Below are 16,967 nucleotides of genomic sequence, written 5' to 3'. Positions count from 1 at the left end.
TGGCCATACCTATGAATTGTAAAGATATGATTAATTTTGCCCGTAAACTGTCAATTATTCCGATTGACTTAAAGGGAGAAACTCAACACAAGACACTCAACGCAAGAATCAGCACAGATATTTTAAAAAAAGGCGATAGATCCGTTTTTTTTCGGGTATCACCCGGTATTTTTTATTTAAGGTCTTTTCTTGAAAATCCGAATATAGATAAAAAATACAAAACAGAATATAAAGCAAAGAGAAGAAAAGAACAGTTAAAAAACGAAAGAATACTATGTATAGAGACTGATATTATTCATAATTTTTTGGGAAAACAAAGTTTTTTTTATGAAAACTCTGAAGCATCGCCAATTTTGAATGCAGATAATTGGAGATTTATTCAAAGAAAAGAAATGAAACATTATAGTAATTTTACAGAAATTATGTTTTATGTCATGATTATGCGTCCAAATGAAATTTTATCTTTTAGAAAGGGTAAATATTATTCACCCGATGACGAAATAATTGGGATAAAATGTATTGGCCTTTCGGGTAATATTGAGGATTATGATTACAATTTATTAAACAGAAATATTAATTCGATATACAGCAAAGCTGCACGTGATCTATACCAATCTTTTAATATGGTGCAACACTATCATGATAGCGTTGCCTTGGAAAAAAAAATAAACCTATTTGGCTTTATAACTAATATGGGCAATGAAAAAGGGAAAAATCAGGTTGGCGTAGTGCTCAAAATAGAGGATAATAACTCTCAGTTTCTAGAGGGTGTAAAGCGGCGTGACCTCACAATTAACTCACTCAGATGGATCTCAACAAGCGTATTTCCGAATGATATTCAGCACTATGAGCCTTGGTCTCAGTTGATATTTAACGAAATACTCTTGAGAAGATAACCTAGATATGACACTGAAACCTATATTTTTGCATTTTGCGAATAGAGAGCTATATAAAGGCGCGGGTATTAAACCTGACACAGTCAAAATTTATCATTGGCTTGAGTCGTTGTGCATAACACAAAAAACATATCTTGTATGTAATATCGCTCAATTATATGAATTCTTTTATGAAGACCTGCCGATACTTAATCTTTTGCAATGTTTACAAGAGAGTGGATTTCTAATTACGCTATCCCAAATGCCAAATTTTCAGGATTTTCTTGAAAATAGGAGGGATATATATAATTTTGATATAGACAGGTACCCAATGTACTTCGATAAAGAAGTTGTTAATTCATTGCCAAAGATTGGATTTTCACAGAGAACGCACATCGACACAACTCTAAGCTTACAATCTCGGATTGCTGCATTTAATCCAGAGGACCTGTTTGCCACCTCTGGCATTTTAAGTCGTGCCGATCAAAATAAAATTCTTCCTTACATAGGAAAAATACAGAGAATTACCGAAAACAGGGATGGTCGGGCTATAACATCCTCTCTTTTTAGAAATTCATTAGGTTTACAAAAGTATTCATCTACCGACCTGCTAATTTCACGCCTCATGAGTGGTTCGTACGTTGGACATTATGCTCATATATTAGATGCTATAGTACCATCTGGAGCCAACGGAATTGAAAACTCTGAAATTGAAAATGGATTTCCAAGAGTCGACTTAAAAATACTACAACATTTTTTACAACTATCGGGATTTTATAATCAGAAATTTCGTAAATCAAACAAATATCTTTTTGATTTAAATTCTTTTATAAGAAGTTTTCTACATATTCATCTCTCTGATGAGTTACAAAATTTAATCGATAAATTCTATGAGGAATTTATAACTTCTTTTAATTCGACTATTAGTTTTCAATATAAAAACCCAATTTATCAAAACTCCGCACGCATCCACATAATGAATTCGTTGTCACGGCGAATTAAAAACCCGCCACAATCAAAAACTATTGTCGAACATATAAATAGAGTTTACGATATATTATTAACATCATCACGCACATCTATCCAGCCCGGGATCATTTCTGATCTGTTCGGGCACGTTCCAACGGTCGAGGACAAGAAGAGAATGAAGAAAATATTGCTACAAACGGCAAATGATACAGAGGATCAAGCCCTATATGATGAATTAAGATCAAGAAATATAGAAAGCAGACCACTTTCTATGAGTAATGCGGTCGTTACCACATTTTCATTTAGGGATTTGACCATATATCACGTAAGGACGGCGATGGGTCAGTCCGGACCTGGATCGTCCCAGGTAATAATCCCTAGTATAGTTAATTCTCTAGATATTGACGCAGTGATAGCAGTAGGAATTTGCTTTGGACTTGATAATAATAATCAAAATCTAGGTGATATTATTTTTTCCAGTGCGATTATTGATTACGAAAGTGAAAAGACTACAGAGGCCGGGACCCAATCGCGTGGCGAGAGAATACATATGCAGGCAAAAATAATTGCATTCTGTCAAATTCCCACAAGACAGGCCCTTCCCTATAAGGTTCTTAGCGGAGTCTATATCTCTGGCTACAAATTAGTAAATAATCCTGAAATGGTTTCAGCGCTAAAAAATAAATTTCCAGATGCAAAAGCTGGCGACATGGAGTCATACGCCGTTTTAAACGCAGCCCGATCAAGTGACGTTCAAATGATTTGTATAAAAGGCATCTGCGATTGGGGATACAATAAGGATGACTCATCTCAGGAAACTGCTGCACACAATGCTATGAATTATTTATTTAAGGTATTGGATACTATTTCTAATGCACAGAATAATACAATTACTACCTAAGCCCCGGCAATTCCGGCGTTCCCGGATCGCGGGGCGGGAAGCGGAGTTTTTCGGCGCGGCTGAGGTCTACCGAAACAAGCTGGCTGATGCCGCGTTCAGCCATCGTCACGCCGTAGAGCCGGTCCATCCGGGCCATCGTCAGGCGGTGGTGGGTGACGCAGAGGAAGCGGGTGCCGCTGGCGCTGGCGATATGATCCAGCAGGCCGCAGAACCGGTCCACATTGGCGTCGTCGAGGGGGGCGTCCACCTCGTCCAGCACGCAAATGGGCGAGGGGTTGGTGAGGAAGACGGCGAAGATCAAGGAGAGGGCGGTCAGCGCCTGCTCGCCGCCCGACAGGAGCGACAGGGTTTGCAGCTTCTTGCCCGGCGGCGAAGCCATGATTTCGAGGCCCGCCGCGAGCGGATCATCGCTTTCGGTCAGTTGCAAATGCGCCCGCCCGCCGCCGAAGAGGCGCACGAAAAGCTCTTCAAAGAAGCCATTCACCTTATGGAAGGAGGCCAACAGCCGCTCGCGCCCCTCGCGGTTGATGCTGGCAATCGCGCCGCGCAGGCGCTCGATGGCCTGGGTCAGGTCTTCTTTTTCGGCCGTAAGGGTTTCGATTTGGGCGGTGATCTCGGCCAGTTCCTGATCGGCGCGCAGATTGACCGGCCCCAGGGCTTCGCGCTCTGCCGACAGTTTTTCGAGGCGGCTGGCGGCGCTCTGGGCGGCGCTCGCCACCGCTTGCGGCGATAATTCGGGGTCGAGCGCGGCTTGGGCGACCACCTCGTCGGGGCGGCAGTCGAGCCGTTCGCGGATGCGTTCGGCCACCGCTTGCGCGTCGCGGATCGCGGCTTCTTGGGCGGCTTCCGCTCGAACCCGGCCTTCGCGCGCCGTGGCGGAGGCGCCTTCGGCCTCCTTCAAGCGGCGGGTGGCGTCGGAGGCGCTGCGTTCGGCCTCGGCTAAACGATCCGCCACCGCGCGGCGCTTGGCTTCGGCGTTTTCGATTTCGGCGAGCAGCGCATCTCTGCGGTCGGCCAGATCGTCCGGCGCTTGCGCCAGCATCGCGGCTTCCGCCTCGGCTTGGGCTTGGCGCGCGTCGAGATCGGCGAGCACGGCGGCGGAATTGCCCGAGCGCCGCGCCCAATCGGCCCGCTCGCGCGCCACCTGCCCTTGCCGGGCGGCGCGGGTGTGCGCGTCGCGCTTCAGCCGGTCCCCCTCGCTGCGCAGGGCTTGCGCTTGGGCGCGCTGGCTGGTCGCCTCCGCCCGTGCCTCGGCGAGCGCCGCCAGCAGGGGTTCGGAGGCACTGAGCCCGGCGCGTTCGGCTTCCGACGTGCGTTGATCGTCTTCCAGGGTTTGCGCTTCCGCCGTCAGCCGGTCCAGCGTATCGGTGAGGGCCGCGCGTTTCGCTTCCGCCGCCGACAAAAGCGCCGACTGCCGCCGGTAGCTCTCCTGCATGGCGGTTGCGTGATCGGACGCTGCCTTCAGCCGCGCCCGCGCCCCGGTTTCGGCTTCCCGCGCCCGCGCCAAGGCATCCGCCGTGCGCGCTTGGCGTTCTTCGGCGAACATCTCCTCCTCCTCCAGCCCGGCGATATCATCGTCGAGGCGGGTGAGGTGGTTGCGGCGCTCCAGGCGCAGCGCAGCGCGGCTGGGGGTTCCGGCAGCCGCCCGGTAGCCGTCCCAGCGCACGAGATCGCCCGCCGGGGTCACGAGCCGTTGGCCGATGCCAAGCTGCGGCCACAGGGCGAGGGCGGTGTCGAGATCGGCCACCACGCCCACCGCCATCAAACGCCGCGCCAAAGCCTCCGGCCCCCCCACATAGGCACTGAGCGGGCGCGCGCCATCGGGGAGCGAATCGGGGCGGGAGAGGCGTTTCCCCTCGGTCTGCTGCCAGAAAATTTGTGCGCCGCGCGGGTTCTCGGCCAAACGCACCGGCGCTTGCAGATCCTCGCCCAAGGCAACCCCCAGCGCGGCCTCGTAGCCCGGCTCCACGGTGAGCGCGTCGATCACGGGGTCTTTCACCCCCGGCGGCAGATCGGCGGCGAGGGCCGCCGCAATCCCCGCCCGTTCCGCCGTAAGCCGCGCCCGCCGGGCCGCCACCGACTGCACCATGCGCCCGGCTTCGGCTTCGGCATCCTGGGCCTTGCGCTGGGCTTCCTCGGCTTTGGCGACGGCGAGGCGGGCCTCGTCTTCGGCGGCCATCACGGTTTCGAGCTGGCTTTCCAGTTCCTCGGCGTCGGGCAGACCGGTGAGGTCGGCGTCGATGGCGGCAAGATCGCCGCGCAGCTTATCCTGTTCGGCGGACAGGCGGGCTCTGCGCGCGGAAAGCTCGTTCAGGTGCCGCTCCAGCGTTGCCCGTCGCGCGTCGGTTTTCGCCAGGGTTTCGGTGGCGGCCTGAACGGCGGCTTCGGCGCGCTCGAGATCCGCCTCTTGCTCGGCCAGAAGCTCCAGGGTTTCCGTGAGCCGCTCGGCATCGACGGCGGCATTTTCCGCGAGGCTTTCTTCTTCCTCGGTCAGGCGGGCGAGGGCGGTTTCCGCGTCCCCCGCAAGGCTTTCCTCGCGCTCCCGGTCGCGGGCGAGCAGGGCAAGCCGCTCCTGCACGGCGCGGGTTTGATCGACCAAGCGTTGCGCCTCGCCATCCAGCGCGCCTTGGGCCGCGTGCAGCCGGTGCAGGGATGCTGCGGCTTCGGCATCCTCGTGGCGCAGCTCGGGCAGGCGCTCGCGCAGGTCGATATCGAGGGTAGTCAGTTCCGCCACGCGCTCCAGGGATTCGGCGACTTTCAGTTCCGCCTGCCGCAAGGCTTCCGCCGCCTTGGTCCGCCCCAGTTTCGCGTCGAGCCAGCGGATCGCCAGCAGCACGGTTTCCGCCGCGCGAATGGCTTCCGAAAGCTGGCGATACTTTGCCGCCTGGGCCGCTTGCCCCTCCAACCCCTCGCGCTGGCGGGTGAGGGTGGACAGAATATCGTCGATCCGCGCCAGATTGGTTTCGGCCCCGGTCAGGCGCTGTTCGGCTTCCTTACGCCGCGCCTGCAAGCCCCCGATGCCCGCCGCGTCTTCCAGAATCGCCCGCCGCTCGAACGGGCGCGCGTTAATCATCGCCGCGACCCGGCCTTGGCTGACCAGCGAGGGGGAATTCGCCCCGGTCGCGGCGTCGGCGAACAGCATCTGCACGTCGCGCGCCCGCGATTCGCGGCCATTCACCCGATACTGCGAGCCCTGGCCCCGGTCGATCCGACGACTCACTTCCAACTCGCTCGCGTCGTTGAAGGCGGTCGGGGCGCGCCGGTCGCTATTGTCGATGAGCAGTTGCACTTCGGCGTGATTGCGCGCCGGGCGGCTGGTGGTGCCGCCGAAGATCACATCGTCCATTTCGCCGCCGCGCATTTGGCGAGCGGAGGTTTCGCCCATCACCCAGCGCAGGGCTTCGACGAGGTTCGATTTGCCGCAACCATTCGGGCCGACAACGCCGGTCAGCCCGGTCTCGATAAGGAGATCGGTCGGCTCGACGAAGGATTTGAACCCAGCAAGGCGCAAGCGCGTGAACTGCATGGGCGAGACTTTCCCGGTTCGGCGGCAAAAGGCAAGAGGGGTGATCCACGGGGGCGGTTTCGGCACGGCAGCCCTGCGCCGGGCGCGAGAAACGAACATTGAAACGAAAATTCAAAGCGCTATCATGCCGATGAAACGCACCAAACGAACTTATGAGATCCACCATGCCCACCTCCGCCCCCCTCTTGGAAACCGATCTGCTGGTTGTCGGCGGCGGCATCAACGGCACCGGCATTGCCCGCGATGCGGTGGGGCGGGGGCTCTCGGTCGTGCTGTGCGAGGCGGGCGATTTGGCGCGGGCCACCTCCTCGGCCTCCTCGAAGCTCATCCACGGCGGCCTGCGCTACCTCGAATATTACGAGTTTCGCCTGGTGCGCGAGGCGCTGACCGAGCGGGAAATTCTATTGCGCGCCGCCCCGCACATAATCTGGCCGCTGCGCTTCGTGCTGCCCCATAACCCCGGCCTGCGCCCGGCGTGGATGATCCGCCTCGGGCTGTTTCTGTACGATCATTTGGGCGGCCGAAAGCTGCTCCCCGCCTCCCAAGGCATTCGCCTGCGCCGCCACCGCTACGGCAAGGGCACCAAGCAAGCGCTCGATAAAGCCTTCGTTTATTCCGACTGCTGGGTGCAGGACGCGCGCCTTGTGGTGCTAAACGCCCTAGACGCGCAGGAGCGGGGGGCGAAAATCCACACGCGCACGAAACTGATCGACGCGCACCGGGCGGGTGGGCGCTGGATCGCCCGCCTGGAGCGGGAGGACGGCAGCCGGTTCGATGTCGCCGCGAAAGCGCTGGTGAATGCGGGCGGCCCGTGGGTCTCGGAAATCCTCAATAGCCGCCTCGGCCAAAATACCGATAAGCGCGTGCGCCTTATCAAAGGCAGCCATATTGTGGTGCCGAAGCTACATGACGGCGACCAAGCCTTCATTCTGCAAAACGCCGACCGGCGCATCGTTTTCGTGATCCCCTATGAGGGCGACTACTCGCTGATCGGCACCACCGACCATGATTTTACCGGCGATGCGTCGAAAGTATCTATCTCGCCGGAAGAGACCGACTATCTCTGCGCCATCGCCAACGCGCATTTCGAGAAGCAAATTTCGGCGCAGGATGTGGTTTGGTCCTACAGCGGCGTGCGCCCGCTCTATGATGACGCCTCGGCCAATGCTTCTGCCGTAACGCGCGATTATACGCTCGATCTCGACGCTCCAACCGCCGAAGCGCCGCTGCTGTCGGTTTTCGGCGGCAAGATCACCACCTACCGCTGCCTTGCACTGGAAGCCGTGGATACGCTGCTGCCCGCCTTGGGCAAACCCGTCAGCAATGGCCTCGGCGAAAACTGGACCGCGCGCGCACCGCTGCCCGGCGGCGATATTCCGAATGCGGATTTCGAGGGGTTCCTGCGCCAGCTAGCAGCCGGGTATCCCTTCCTCCCCGCCGCTCTCGCCCACCGCTATGGCCGCGCCTATGGCACGCGGACGCGGAAGTTGCTGGGCGCGGCCCAAAGCCTCACCGACCTCGGCCAGGATTTCGGCGAAGGCGTCTATGAGGCCGAGTTGCGCTACCTGCGCGACGTGGAATGGGCGCGCTCGGCGGAAGACGTGCTGTGGCGACGCTCGAAGCTCGGGCTGCACACGGGGGCGGGAACGCAAATGGCTGTGGCCGATTGGTTCAAGACGACTTCAGGTGGAGTGACGCTGGATAAAGTCTCGTAGGGCAGAAGCGCCCCCGCTGGACTTGGCTCCAATCTGTGACCTCGGGAATATCCGATGTGTCGATGCAATCGCCGGAACGCGCCGCAAGCGCTTCCAGTTCGGCCTTGAGCGCAGCGCTGAGCGGTTCGGGATTCCCCTTCTTAATCCCTCTACCGCTTCAACCCCGCCGCCGACAGGGCCGACAAATACGCCTGCCACAGATTCGCCTCCGAGCGGTGCAACTCCAGAAAATAGCGCCAGGAATAGATGCCGGTGTCGTGGCCGTCATCGAACAGTAGGCGCACAGCGTAATTGCCGATGGGCTCGATGGCTTTGATGCCAACGCTCGCTTTACCCGGCACAAGCTGCTTTTGGTCCGGCCCGTGGCCCTGCACTTCGGCCGAGGGGCTTTCGACGCGCAAATATTCGGCGGCGAGGGTTATCACTTGGCCGTCGTCATAACTCACGGTCAGGCTGCGCCGGTCGGGCGCGAGCAGCAGATCGGTCGGCCAGGGCGTCGTGTCGGTCACGGCGCATCGTCCAGGTGGCGGGCTTCATCGACCAGCATAATCGGAATCCCGTCGCGGATGGGAAAGGCAAGGTGCGCTGCGTCGGAAATCAGTTCGGCGCGCTCGCGGTCTAGCCGCAGCGGGGTTTTCGTGACCGGGCAGACGAGGATTTCCAGCAGTTTCGGGTCTACACCCAGGGTATCGGCAACGGAACTCATCGGGGTCTCCTGTCTAGTGCCGCAGCCCCAAATCGGGGCCAGAGCTATCCTTATCCATTAAGGCCATTTCGATCAGCGCGATCATGGTCGAGGCGCGGTCTTCAGTATCGGCGCTTTCCAGCAGCGCTTGCTTTTCGCTGGCAGTGAAGGGGCAGACCATGGCGAGCGTGGTAATCAGCACGTCATCGGGGGCTTGTTCGACCGAGCCCCAATCCGCCGCGACGCCGTGGTGGGTAAGGTAGCCGCGCAGGCCGCGCAACAGCCGTGCCCGGTCGAAATCCTGGGGCTCCTGATCGTCCAAATCGGGCGTGAAGGGCCGCCAATCCACGCGCATGGGCCGATAGCCGCGACGTAAGGGCAGCTCTTCCACCACAGCAAAGCGCGACACGCCGGTGAGCGTAATCAGATAGCGGCCATCCGCCGTTTCTTCGAAGGACGTCAGCCGCCCCGCACAGCCGATGCGGTAGAGGTCCGGGTTGCGCGAACGGTCTTCCGGATCAAGCGGCTGGATCATGCCGATCAGCCGGTCCGGCGTTGCCAGGCAATCTTCCACCATCGCCCGGTAGCGCGGCTCGAAAATATTCAGCGGCAGGCGCCCGCCCGGCAGCAGCAGCACGCCGCTGAGCGGGAAGACCGGCAGGATTTCCGGGAGAGTGTCGGGTGTCCAGGCAATTGTCATCGCGCGCGGCTTAACGGAACAGCAGCGTAGACAAGCGTCGCCGCCCCGCCACGCTGATCGGATCGGAAAAGCCGAAGGCTTCGAACAGCTTCAGCAACTGCTTGCGCCCCGCTTCCTCATTCCAAGTCCGGTCGCGCTGAATAAGATCCAGCAGATGATCGACCGCACCCTGCTTATCGTCTTCGGCGTAGAGCAGCAGCGCGAGATCGAAGCGCGCCTGATGATCGTTGGCGTCGCGGCCGAGGCGGCCTTCCAGATCGGCGCGGCTACCGAGTTCCGCCGTTTGTTCGGCAAGCTCGATCCCCGATTTCAGCGCGAGAACATCCGAATGGGTGAGCTTATCTTTCGGCACCTGCGCGAGCACTTCTTTTGCCACATCGATATGCCCGGCCAGCAGCGCCATGCGGCCCATGCCGGCAATGGCTTCGACATTCTCCGGCTCGACTTGCAGGATTTGCCCGTAGATCCCTTGCGCCGTCACGGCGTCGCCCGCTGCCAGCGCTTCTTTAGCTTGCGCGAGCGCGTCGGCGATTTGGGCGGCGGGGTCGTTCTCGGCGGCAAGGCTTGCCAGCTTCTTCACCCAGGCTTTCACCTGGCTTTCGGGCAGCGCACCTTGGAAGGCATCGACCGGGCGGCCATCGAAGAAAGCATAGACCGTGGGGATCGACTGGACGCGCATTTGCGCCGCGAGCTGCTGGTTTTCATCGACGTTGATCTTGACCATGCGCACGCTGCCCTTGGTTTCGGCAACGGCCTTTTCCAGCAGCGGGCCCAGGGTTTTGCACGGCCCACACCAAGGTGCCCAGAAATCGACGACGATCACCGCCTCGCGCGAGGCTTCCATCACCTCGGTCATAAAGGTGGCCGTGGTGACATCCTTCACCGCCGGGGCTTTGGCCGGAGCCGCCGAGGAGCCGAACAGCGTTTGCATGGGGAAAACCCTTCCCAAAATGAATGAGGTCCGCGCCCCAGAGGCGGCAGACGCAATGCTCACCTCATGTGGCACGGGCGCGGGGCGGAGGCAAGGCTCCCGACGCATTTCCCCCGCGTGACGCAAATTCTTCAGGAAGCCCAGCGAAAAAGCGCTTGCAGGAATTCTGTCACACGCTATATTCCGCCTCACCGACGAACAACGATGCGTGTTCGGCGGCACGATGCGGGAATAGCTCAGTGGTAGAGCATCACGTTGCCAACGTGAGGGTCGAGGGTTCGAATCCCTTTTCCCGCTCCAAATTCTCAAAAACCCCTGCCAGTTTTGGCGGGGGTTTTTGCTTTGGGAGTCGACAGTCCGCGAATGCGTGACCATACTGATCGGAATGATCGATATGGATGGAGTCTCTCCCATGATTACCGAAGTCAGCGCGGTTGCCTTCCGGCAAAACCTGGGGGAAATGCTCAATCAGGTTCAGTATCGCAACGATAGCATCCTGATTAAGAAGGACGGCAAGCCGGTGGCCGCCTTGGTCGACGCCGAGTTGTTTGCGCGTATCCACCGGATGCGGGACCGTTTCGATACCCTGAGCACCGAGATTGCCGAAAGCTATGCCGATGTCCCTGTTGAGGAGGGGCTTGCCGAGATCGATGCCCTCGTTGCCCAGGAGCGTGCCCAGGAGCGTGTGCGGTAATGAGCGGGCTTCGAGTCGTTCTGGATACAAATGTTCTTGTGTCAGGGCTTACCTATCCGCGCAGCATTCCGGGGCAGATTGTTAGCGCCTGGCGGCACGGCAGTTTAGAGGTTGTCCTGTCGCATTATATTTTAGAAGAGATGGTGCGAGTACTACCGCGCCTCTCGAAAAACAAGCTAAGCCCATCGAGCATTCGGGATTTAGCCGATAGTTTTCTGTTTTTGGCGGATATTGTCGAGCCGGAGGCTGCCCATAAAGCCGAACTCCGCGATTCCACCGATCAGCCGATCTTGGGAACGTTTCTCGCCGCGCGCGGGCACTATCTTATAACGGGAGACAAGGATCTTCTCGCTTTGGCTGAGCAGTATCCGATTCTGACGCCTGCCGCCTTTTGGGCGAAGCACGGCAGCTAAACTTCCGCCGAGTCAGCCCCCTCAGGCGCAGGCCCCAGCACCTGCAACCCATGCCCAAGCAACACCCGCTCGTCGAAAATGAAACAGCCGCCGTGCCACAGGCTTTGCTCGGGCGGCACTTTTTCCAAATAGGCGAGAATGCCGCCGTCGAGGTGATAGACCTCCTCGAACCCTTCATTCAGCATGAAAGCCGTCGCTTTTTCGCAGCGGATGCCGCCGGTGCAGAACATGGCGACTTTCTTCTGCTGCTTCGGGTCGAGCTTTTCGCGCACATAGGCGGGGAACTCGCCGAAGCTGCGGGTGCCGGGGTCGACGGCGCGGGCGAAGCTGCCGGCTTCAAACTCGAAACTATTGCGCGTGTCGATCACCAGCACGTCCGGGTCTTGGATCAGCGCGTTCCAGGCTTCCGGGGCCACATAGGTGCCGACGCGCTGGGTGGGGTCGGCCTCGGGCACGCCGAAGGTGACGATTTCGCGCTTCACTTTGATCTTCAGGCGGCCAAACGGCATGGTTTCCGCCGAAGAGCGCTTCCAGCGCAACTCGGGCAGCCCTGATTGCGCGCGAATGGCGTCCAGCGTCGCCCGCAACCCCTCTTCCGGCCCGGCAAGGGTGCCATTCAACCCTTCGGGAGCGAGAAGCAAGGTTCCACGCACCGCGTTCGCCTCGGCAATCGGCAGCAGCGCGGCTTTCAGCGCGGCGGGGTCTTCCAGACGAAAGAAGGCGTAGAAGGCCGCAACGGTAAAACTCATGCTAGGGCTCCCGTCTTCAGGCCCGCAATCACCAGGGCCAGCACCGCCCGCAGTTTGGCGTGATCGGGGCTATCATTGGTGGCGACGATCAAATCCGGGTGGCGAAACGGCACCGTCGCCGCCAGCACCGCCGCTGTTGCCCGGTCGAGATCGGCAAAGCGAAACTCGCCCGCCGCCTGCCCGTCGGTCAACATCTGCCGCACTTGACCGTCTAACCAAACCAAGTGCCGGTCGATCACCTCCGGCACCTGATGCAGCAGGGCTTGATAGGTCTGGAACAGTTCCGGGTCGCTTGCGACCTTGTCGAGCTTCTGCCGCGCCAGGGTTGTAAACCAGGTAACAAGCCGATCCGAGGCGGGACCCGGCCCCGCCGCAATCGCGGCCAAGGGCGCGTGTGCCCGCTCCAACCAACGTTCGACCACAGCCCCGCGCAGGGCTTCTTTACTGGCAAAAACCCGATAGATGTTGCCGTGGCTCATCGACAAATGCCGCGCCACATCGACCACGCTGGTTTTGGCCGGACCATAGCGGCGCAAAACCTCTTCGGCAGCGGTCAGAATTCGCTCCCGAAGGTCTGACGTGTTTGGATCGAGCGGCGCGGGGATCGTCATTCCGCTGGTTTAGGCGACGCGGCGTTCACTGTCCAGCATCTGCATTTGCGCGGGCGCATAGCGCGTTCCGGCGACGGCGTCGGCGGGTAGCGCCGCTTCAATCCGCGCCAAATCGGCCGGGGTAAGGGCTAAGCGCAACGCTCCCAAGGATTCCTGCAATCGCACCCGCTTCCGTGCTCCAATCAGCGGGACGATATTCGGGCCGCGTGAGAGCACCCAGGCAATCGCCACCTGGGCCACGGTTGCGCCCAACTCTGCTGCTACGGTTGCCAATTGATCTACCAACTCGCGGTTCCTGGCCAGATTCTCCCCCTGGAAGCGGGGCGAGTGGCTACGGAAATCATTGGGCGCAAGACTGTCGACGCTGGGCGACGTATTGCTGATAAGGCCGCGTCCCAGCACGCCATAGGCCGTCAGGCCGATGCCAAGCTCGGTTAGTACGGGCAGAATTTCAGCTTCGATGCTGCGGCTCATCAAGGAATATTCCATTTGCAGCACCGTGATCGGGTGAACCGCATGGGCGCGGCGGATCGTCGCCGCCCCCATTTCAGACAGGCCGATATGACGGACGTACCCGCCTTTCACCAGGTCGGCGATGGTGCCCACCGTGTCTTCAATCGGCACAGTCGGATCGAGCCGTGCCGGTTGATAGAGGTCGATGTAATCGGTGTTGAGGCGCTTCAGTGAGTAGGCGATGAAATTCTTAATCGCGGCGGGACGCGCGTCGAACCCGACGAAGGCACTATCCGGCCCGCGCAAAGCCCCGAATTTCACCTGAATATAGGCTTTGTCTCGGCGGCCCTGGAGCCCTTCGGCCAACAGAGTTTCGTTATGGCCCATCCCGTAGAAGTCGCCGGTATCGAACAAGGTTACGCCCGCATCAAGCGCGGCGCGGATCGTCGCCAAGCCTTCAACCCTGTCGGCAGCACCGTAGAGGTCGGACATGCCCATGCACCCCAAACCTAAGGGGAATTGGGCCGGGGCGTGGGTGGACAGAAGGCGGGGAGCGGGCGTTGTCATCATAAGCCTCCAGGGCGTCAGGAACCAATGACGACACCGTGAACTCACTAATGACAAAGATCAATATCTGTCATAATTTATTCGTCAAATTTCCCACGCCAGCCCCCGGCAAGGGCGAGGCGAAGATCTTCATACCCCGGCGCATCGCTCGAAATGCGCCCTGTACGCAGAAAATAATCAATGATCACCAGAGGGATATTGAACTTAAACACATCGTCGACGCGCAGCAGATCGTCGACATACTCCATCGGCCACCGATAAAACGCCTCGTGCTCGCCGTCCCCACTGACGGGTTTAAAATCACCCGGCACCGTGAGATCGAAGCTGAACAGCACATGGTCCCGCAAGCCCTTAGCGCTATCCATCCGGTAGAGAATCGCGCCCGTCGGCTTTGCTTCTGCCGCTAAAGCGGGAGACATGGAGGCTTCTTCGCCGCATTCTTTGATGAGGTTTTGAAGCGGCGTCAGCCCGTAAGGCTGGCCACCCGCGACCAGATTATCGAGCTTACCGGGCGCAATCGCCTTATTCTTCGCCCGGCGCGCGATCCACATATCGCCTTCGCTCAGCACATTGAGATGAACGCCATAGGCCCGAATCCCGAGGTAATCCGCCGCCCCCCGATCCACCAATGCGACCGGCTCCTGCCCCCAACGGCGCAGCACCGGGTAAAGCTCGCGGCGCTCTTTGGCGAGATCGCGGCTGGCCACCAACCTCCGAACCAGATCGGCCAAAGCCGCGCTACGCGCCAATCGCTCGGGCGGGGCGATGAGTTCGACCCACTCCGGCGTGACGGTGAGCAGATCATCTTCGACCATGAGCCGATCGAGCCGGTCGCGGCGAATGGCCCCATAGCGTTCGTGCCCGATGCGAAACGGCACGTAATCGCCCGGCGTCCAACGATTGCAGGCACTCAAATGATCGAGGTAGGGATCGAGCGTGCGCGTCATTAACGGGACCCTTTCTCCCGGCGGGTGCGCGCCGCCTGGTCTTGTTCATCTTGGAGCTTATGAAAGGCCGCGAGGCGGGCCGGGTCAAGCGACCCCGCACGAACCGCCGCCTGCACGGCGCACTCGGGCTCCTGATGATGCTGGCAGTCGCGGAAGCGGCAGTCGACGCCCAGGTCTTCGATATCGGGAAAGCCTTCGCTAACCTCGGCCTCCCAGAGGTGGAATTCGCGCATGCCCGGTGTGTCGATCAACACCCCGCCGCCGGGGAGCAACATCAACTCCCGCCGCGTCGTCGTGTGCCGCCCCTTGCCGTGATCGGACACCGCGCCGACCGATTGGCGCTCGGTGCCGAACAGGGCATTCGCCAGCGAGGATTTACCAACCCCGGAGGAGCCCACCAGCGCCAAGGTTTCCCCTGGGTGGATCGAGGCGCGCAAAGCGTCGAGCCCCACCCCCGTCACGAGGCTGAGCGGCAGGCACGGCAGATCGGGGGCAACGGCCCGCACTGCCGCGAGGCGCGCGTCGAGATCGTCAGCCAGATCGGCCTTGGTCAGCAGCAGCGTTGGGGCAACATCGGCATTGGCGCAGGCGGTAAGATAGCGCTCCAGACGGCGCGGATTGAAATCCTCGCTCACCGCCATAGCGATAAACAGGCGATCCAAATTCGCCGCTACGATCTGCCGTACCGCCCGCTCGCCCGCCGTTTTGCGCACGAACGCGCTGCGCCGGGGCAGCAGCGCCGCAATCGGGTGCAAACCCTTCTCGGCGGGCAAAAGCGCCACCCAATCGCCGACCGCTAGGCTCTCGCCCTCGGCCCCCAACTCCCGCCGCAGCCGCCCCGGAAGAAACGCCGAGACCGTACGCAAATCCCCCTTGCCTTCGCACAGCATCTCATAGCCGCGCCGATGCTCCACGGCGATGCGGGCAGCGATAAGGCCGGACGCGCCAAGGGCACGAAAGCCCGCGTCGAGCGGTTTGGTCCAACCGAGGTCTGTCAGTGTCGTCATACGGTGCCGGGTTCTTCCCCAAAAATGGGATGTGCAAGAGCCCATTGGCCCTTACGGGGCGCACTCAGGGCGCGCCACCGCCTTCTTATAGCAGAAGACACAGTTAACCGCCGCGCTGTTGCGCAACCCCATCGCGGGCAAGCGCGTCGGCGCGTTCGTTCTCCGGGTGGCCGTTGTGACCCTTCACCCAATTCCAGGAAAGCTGATGGGGCTTCATTGCCGCCAGCATCCGTTCCCACAAATCAACATTCTTCACCGGCTTTTTATCGGCGGTGCGCCAGGAATTCTTTTTCCAGGTCGGCATATATTTGGTGATGCCGTCGATCACATATTTGCTGTCGGTGAAAATATCGACCGCGACCGGGCGTTTCAGCGCTTCCAACCCCTGAATGATCGCCATCATTTCCATACGGTTATTGGTAGTATCGCGCTCGCCGCCGAAAAGCTCTTTCTCGACGCCGCGAAACCGCAAAATCACCCCCCAGCCGCCGGGGCCAGGATTGCCGCTGCACGCGCCATCAGAAAAGAGGGCGACTTTTTCCAGCGGTTCGGTCTCGCTCACGAAACCCGCTCCAACCCATAAGACACCGCATCGCTAACGTGCTGGTGAAAGCGCAGCTTGGCCCAATATTCCATCGGGTCTTTCGGTTTCACCAGCGCCCCCGGCGGTCGGTTCAGCCAATCGTAGAGGCGGGTGAGCAGGAAGCGCAAGGCGGAGCCGCGGCAGAGGATCGGCAGGGCGGCAATCTCGGCGTCGGTCAGCGGGCGCACCGCTTGGTAACGGCGCAGCAGGCCCATTGCTTTCGTGATATTGAAACTGCCATCCGCCTCGAAGCACCAGGCGTTGAGGCAGATCGACAAATCGTAGGCCAGCGCATCGGTGCAGGCGAAGTAGAAGTCGATCAGCCCGCTCACCTTCTCGCCGATGAAGAAGACGTTATCGGGGAACAGGTCGGCGTGAATCACACCCTGGGGTAAATCCTTCGGCCAATGGGTTTTGAGGAAGGCGAATTCTTCCGCGAGCGCTACCGCCAAACCGGGGCGCACGTCATCGGCTTGTTCCGCCGTCGCCGCGATCAGCTTCGCCCAGCCGTCTAACGACAGCGAATTGACCCGACGCAGGGGGAAATCCGCCCCGGCCTTATGCAGCTTGCCCAACGCCTCACCCAACTCCGCCGTATGCCCCGGCAAAATCCGGCGCGGCCAGACCCCTGCCAAGAAGCT

Annotated in this window: 17 protein-coding genes and 1 tRNA gene; 6 read left to right on the top strand and 12 right to left on the bottom strand. The window is 59.2% G+C overall.

Features of this window, described 5'->3' with window-relative positions:
* Both ACIQ36_RS10515 and ACIQ36_RS10510 read left to right on the top strand, forming a co-directional pair.
* On the top strand, positions 1-896 hold an 896-nt coding region (locus ACIQ36_RS10515; RefSeq protein ID WP_395828950.1), incomplete at its 5' end, for a hypothetical protein.
* Positions 897-903: 7 nt separating this feature from the next.
* On the top strand, positions 904-2,745 hold the full coding sequence (locus ACIQ36_RS10510; protein WP_395828948.1) for a hypothetical protein: 1,842 nt from the start codon (positions 904-906) through the stop codon (positions 2,743-2,745).
* Here the strand turns inward: ACIQ36_RS10510 and smc are convergent.
* On the bottom strand, positions 2,738-6,271 hold the full coding sequence (smc, locus tag ACIQ36_RS10505; protein ID WP_395828946.1) for a chromosome segregation protein SMC: 3,534 nt from the start codon (positions 6,269-6,271) through the stop codon (positions 2,738-2,740). The two genes, ACIQ36_RS10510 and smc, sit on opposite strands and share 8 nt — an antisense overlap.
* Positions 6,272-6,435: 164 nt before the next feature.
* Between smc and glpD the strand changes: the two genes are divergently transcribed.
* Positions 6,436-7,986, top strand: coding sequence for a glycerol-3-phosphate dehydrogenase (glpD, locus tag ACIQ36_RS10500; RefSeq protein ID WP_395828944.1), 1,551 nt, complete (start codon positions 6,436-6,438; stop codon positions 7,984-7,986).
* A 149-nt stretch (positions 7,987-8,135) separates the two neighbouring features.
* Here the strand turns inward: glpD and ACIQ36_RS10495 are convergent, their stop codons facing one another.
* From ACIQ36_RS10495 to trxA, 4 genes are read right to left on the bottom strand one after another with little or no spacing between them, the layout of a single operon-like run.
* On the bottom strand, positions 8,136-8,495 hold the full coding sequence (locus ACIQ36_RS10495) for a gamma-butyrobetaine hydroxylase-like domain-containing protein (protein ID WP_395828942.1): 360 nt from the start codon (positions 8,493-8,495) through the stop codon (positions 8,136-8,138).
* Positions 8,492-8,692, bottom strand: a complete 201-nt coding sequence (locus ACIQ36_RS10490; protein ID WP_395828940.1) for a Trm112 family protein — start codon at positions 8,690-8,692, stop codon at positions 8,492-8,494. Before ACIQ36_RS10490 ends, ACIQ36_RS10495 begins: the two co-directional genes overlap by 4 nt.
* A 13-nt stretch (positions 8,693-8,705) precedes the next feature.
* The gene (locus tag ACIQ36_RS10485; protein ID WP_395828938.1) at positions 8,706-9,371 is read right to left on the bottom strand and encodes an LON peptidase substrate-binding domain-containing protein; all 666 of its coding nucleotides are present in this window, start codon (positions 9,369-9,371) and stop codon (positions 8,706-8,708) included.
* Between the two features lie 10 nt (positions 9,372-9,381).
* A complete protein-coding gene (gene trxA, locus ACIQ36_RS10480; protein ID WP_395828936.1) occupies positions 9,382-10,302 on the bottom strand; it encodes a thioredoxin in 921 nt (306 codons plus the stop codon).
* 225 nt (positions 10,303-10,527) lie between these two features.
* On the opposite strand from trxA, the gene ACIQ36_RS10475 reads away from it, so the two are divergent.
* From ACIQ36_RS10475 to ACIQ36_RS10465, 3 genes are all read left to right on the top strand, one after another.
* Positions 10,528-10,602, top strand: a tRNA-Gly gene (locus ACIQ36_RS10475).
* Positions 10,603-10,714: 112 nt separating this feature from the next.
* A complete protein-coding gene (locus ACIQ36_RS10470; protein WP_395828934.1) occupies positions 10,715-10,996 on the top strand; it encodes a type II toxin-antitoxin system prevent-host-death family antitoxin in 282 nt (93 codons plus the stop codon).
* Complete coding sequence (locus ACIQ36_RS10465; RefSeq protein WP_395828933.1) at positions 10,996-11,409, top strand: putative toxin-antitoxin system toxin component, PIN family; 414 nt, start codon at positions 10,996-10,998, stop codon at positions 11,407-11,409. The genes ACIQ36_RS10470 and ACIQ36_RS10465 overlap by 1 nt, the downstream gene beginning before the upstream one ends.
* Here the strand turns inward: ACIQ36_RS10465 and ACIQ36_RS10460 are convergent.
* The 7 genes from ACIQ36_RS10460 to ACIQ36_RS10430 form a co-directional block, all read right to left on the bottom strand.
* The gene (locus tag ACIQ36_RS10460) at positions 11,406-12,158 is read right to left on the bottom strand and encodes a rhodanese-related sulfurtransferase (RefSeq protein WP_395828931.1); all 753 of its coding nucleotides are present in this window, start codon (positions 12,156-12,158) and stop codon (positions 11,406-11,408) included. The two genes, ACIQ36_RS10465 and ACIQ36_RS10460, sit on opposite strands and share 4 nt — an antisense overlap.
* Entirely contained in the window at positions 12,155-12,769 is a 615-nt protein-coding gene (locus tag ACIQ36_RS10455; RefSeq protein ID WP_395828929.1) for a TetR/AcrR family transcriptional regulator, read from the bottom strand. The genes ACIQ36_RS10460 and ACIQ36_RS10455 overlap by 4 nt, the downstream gene beginning before the upstream one ends.
* A 9-nt stretch (positions 12,770-12,778) precedes the next feature.
* Entirely contained in the window at positions 12,779-13,789 is a 1,011-nt protein-coding gene (locus tag ACIQ36_RS10450; RefSeq protein ID WP_395828927.1) for an aldo/keto reductase, read from the bottom strand.
* A gap of 77 nt (positions 13,790-13,866) precedes the next feature.
* On the bottom strand, positions 13,867-14,736 hold the full coding sequence (locus tag ACIQ36_RS10445; protein WP_395828925.1) for a DUF4743 domain-containing protein: 870 nt from the start codon (positions 14,734-14,736) through the stop codon (positions 13,867-13,869).
* Complete coding sequence (gene rsgA / locus ACIQ36_RS10440) at positions 14,736-15,743, bottom strand: ribosome small subunit-dependent GTPase A (RefSeq protein WP_395828923.1); 1,008 nt, start codon at positions 15,741-15,743, stop codon at positions 14,736-14,738. The genes ACIQ36_RS10445 and rsgA overlap by 1 nt, the downstream gene beginning before the upstream one ends.
* Positions 15,744-15,846: 103 nt before the next feature.
* Entirely contained in the window at positions 15,847-16,305 is a 459-nt protein-coding gene (gene rnhA, locus ACIQ36_RS10435; protein ID WP_395828921.1) for a ribonuclease HI, read from the bottom strand.
* Positions 16,302-16,967 (bottom strand): phosphotransferase (locus tag ACIQ36_RS10430; protein WP_395828919.1); only part of this gene is annotated, 666 nt, incomplete at its 5' end. The genes rnhA and ACIQ36_RS10430, both read right to left, overlap by 4 nt.

The sequence above is a fragment of the Elstera sp. genome (assembly GCF_044372965.1).
GTDB lineage: Bacteria > Pseudomonadota > Alphaproteobacteria > Elsterales > Elsteraceae > Elstera.
Note: the sequence above shows the minus strand (reverse complement) of the source record. Positions and strands in the feature narration are given on the sequence as shown.

Excerpts from the sequence above, each read along its gene's own strand:
- ACIQ36_RS10510 (WP_395828948.1), top strand. The coding sequence starts at position 904 with ATGACACTGAAACCTATATTTTTGCATTTTGCGAATAGAGAGCTATAT.
- ACIQ36_RS10450 (WP_395828927.1), bottom strand. The coding sequence starts at position 13,789 with ATGACAACGCCCGCTCCCCGCCTTCTGTCCACCCACGCCCCGGCCCAA.
- ACIQ36_RS10465 (WP_395828933.1), top strand. The coding sequence starts at position 10,996 with ATGAGCGGGCTTCGAGTCGTTCTGGATACAAATGTTCTTGTGTCAGGG.
- ACIQ36_RS10460 (WP_395828931.1), bottom strand. The coding sequence starts at position 12,158 with ATGAGTTTTACCGTTGCGGCCTTCTACGCCTTCTTTCGTCTGGAAGAC.
- ACIQ36_RS10485 (WP_395828938.1), bottom strand. The coding sequence starts at position 9,371 with ATGACAATTGCCTGGACACCCGACACTCTCCCGGAAATCCTGCCGGTC.
- smc (WP_395828946.1), bottom strand. The coding sequence starts at position 6,271 with ATGCAGTTCACGCGCTTGCGCCTTGCTGGGTTCAAATCCTTCGTCGAG.
- ACIQ36_RS10445 (WP_395828925.1), bottom strand. The coding sequence starts at position 14,736 with ATGACGCGCACGCTCGATCCCTACCTCGATCATTTGAGTGCCTGCAAT.
- ACIQ36_RS10490 (WP_395828940.1), bottom strand. The coding sequence starts at position 8,692 with ATGAGTTCCGTTGCCGATACCCTGGGTGTAGACCCGAAACTGCTGGAA.
- trxA (WP_395828936.1), bottom strand. The coding sequence starts at position 10,302 with ATGCAAACGCTGTTCGGCTCCTCGGCGGCTCCGGCCAAAGCCCCGGCG.
- glpD (WP_395828944.1), top strand. The coding sequence starts at position 6,436 with ATGCCCACCTCCGCCCCCCTCTTGGAAACCGATCTGCTGGTTGTCGGC.
- ACIQ36_RS10470 (WP_395828934.1), top strand. The coding sequence starts at position 10,715 with ATGATTACCGAAGTCAGCGCGGTTGCCTTCCGGCAAAACCTGGGGGAA.
- ACIQ36_RS10455 (WP_395828929.1), bottom strand. The coding sequence starts at position 12,769 with ATGACGATCCCCGCGCCGCTCGATCCAAACACGTCAGACCTTCGGGAG.
- rsgA (WP_395828923.1), bottom strand. The coding sequence starts at position 15,743 with ATGACGACACTGACAGACCTCGGTTGGACCAAACCGCTCGACGCGGGC.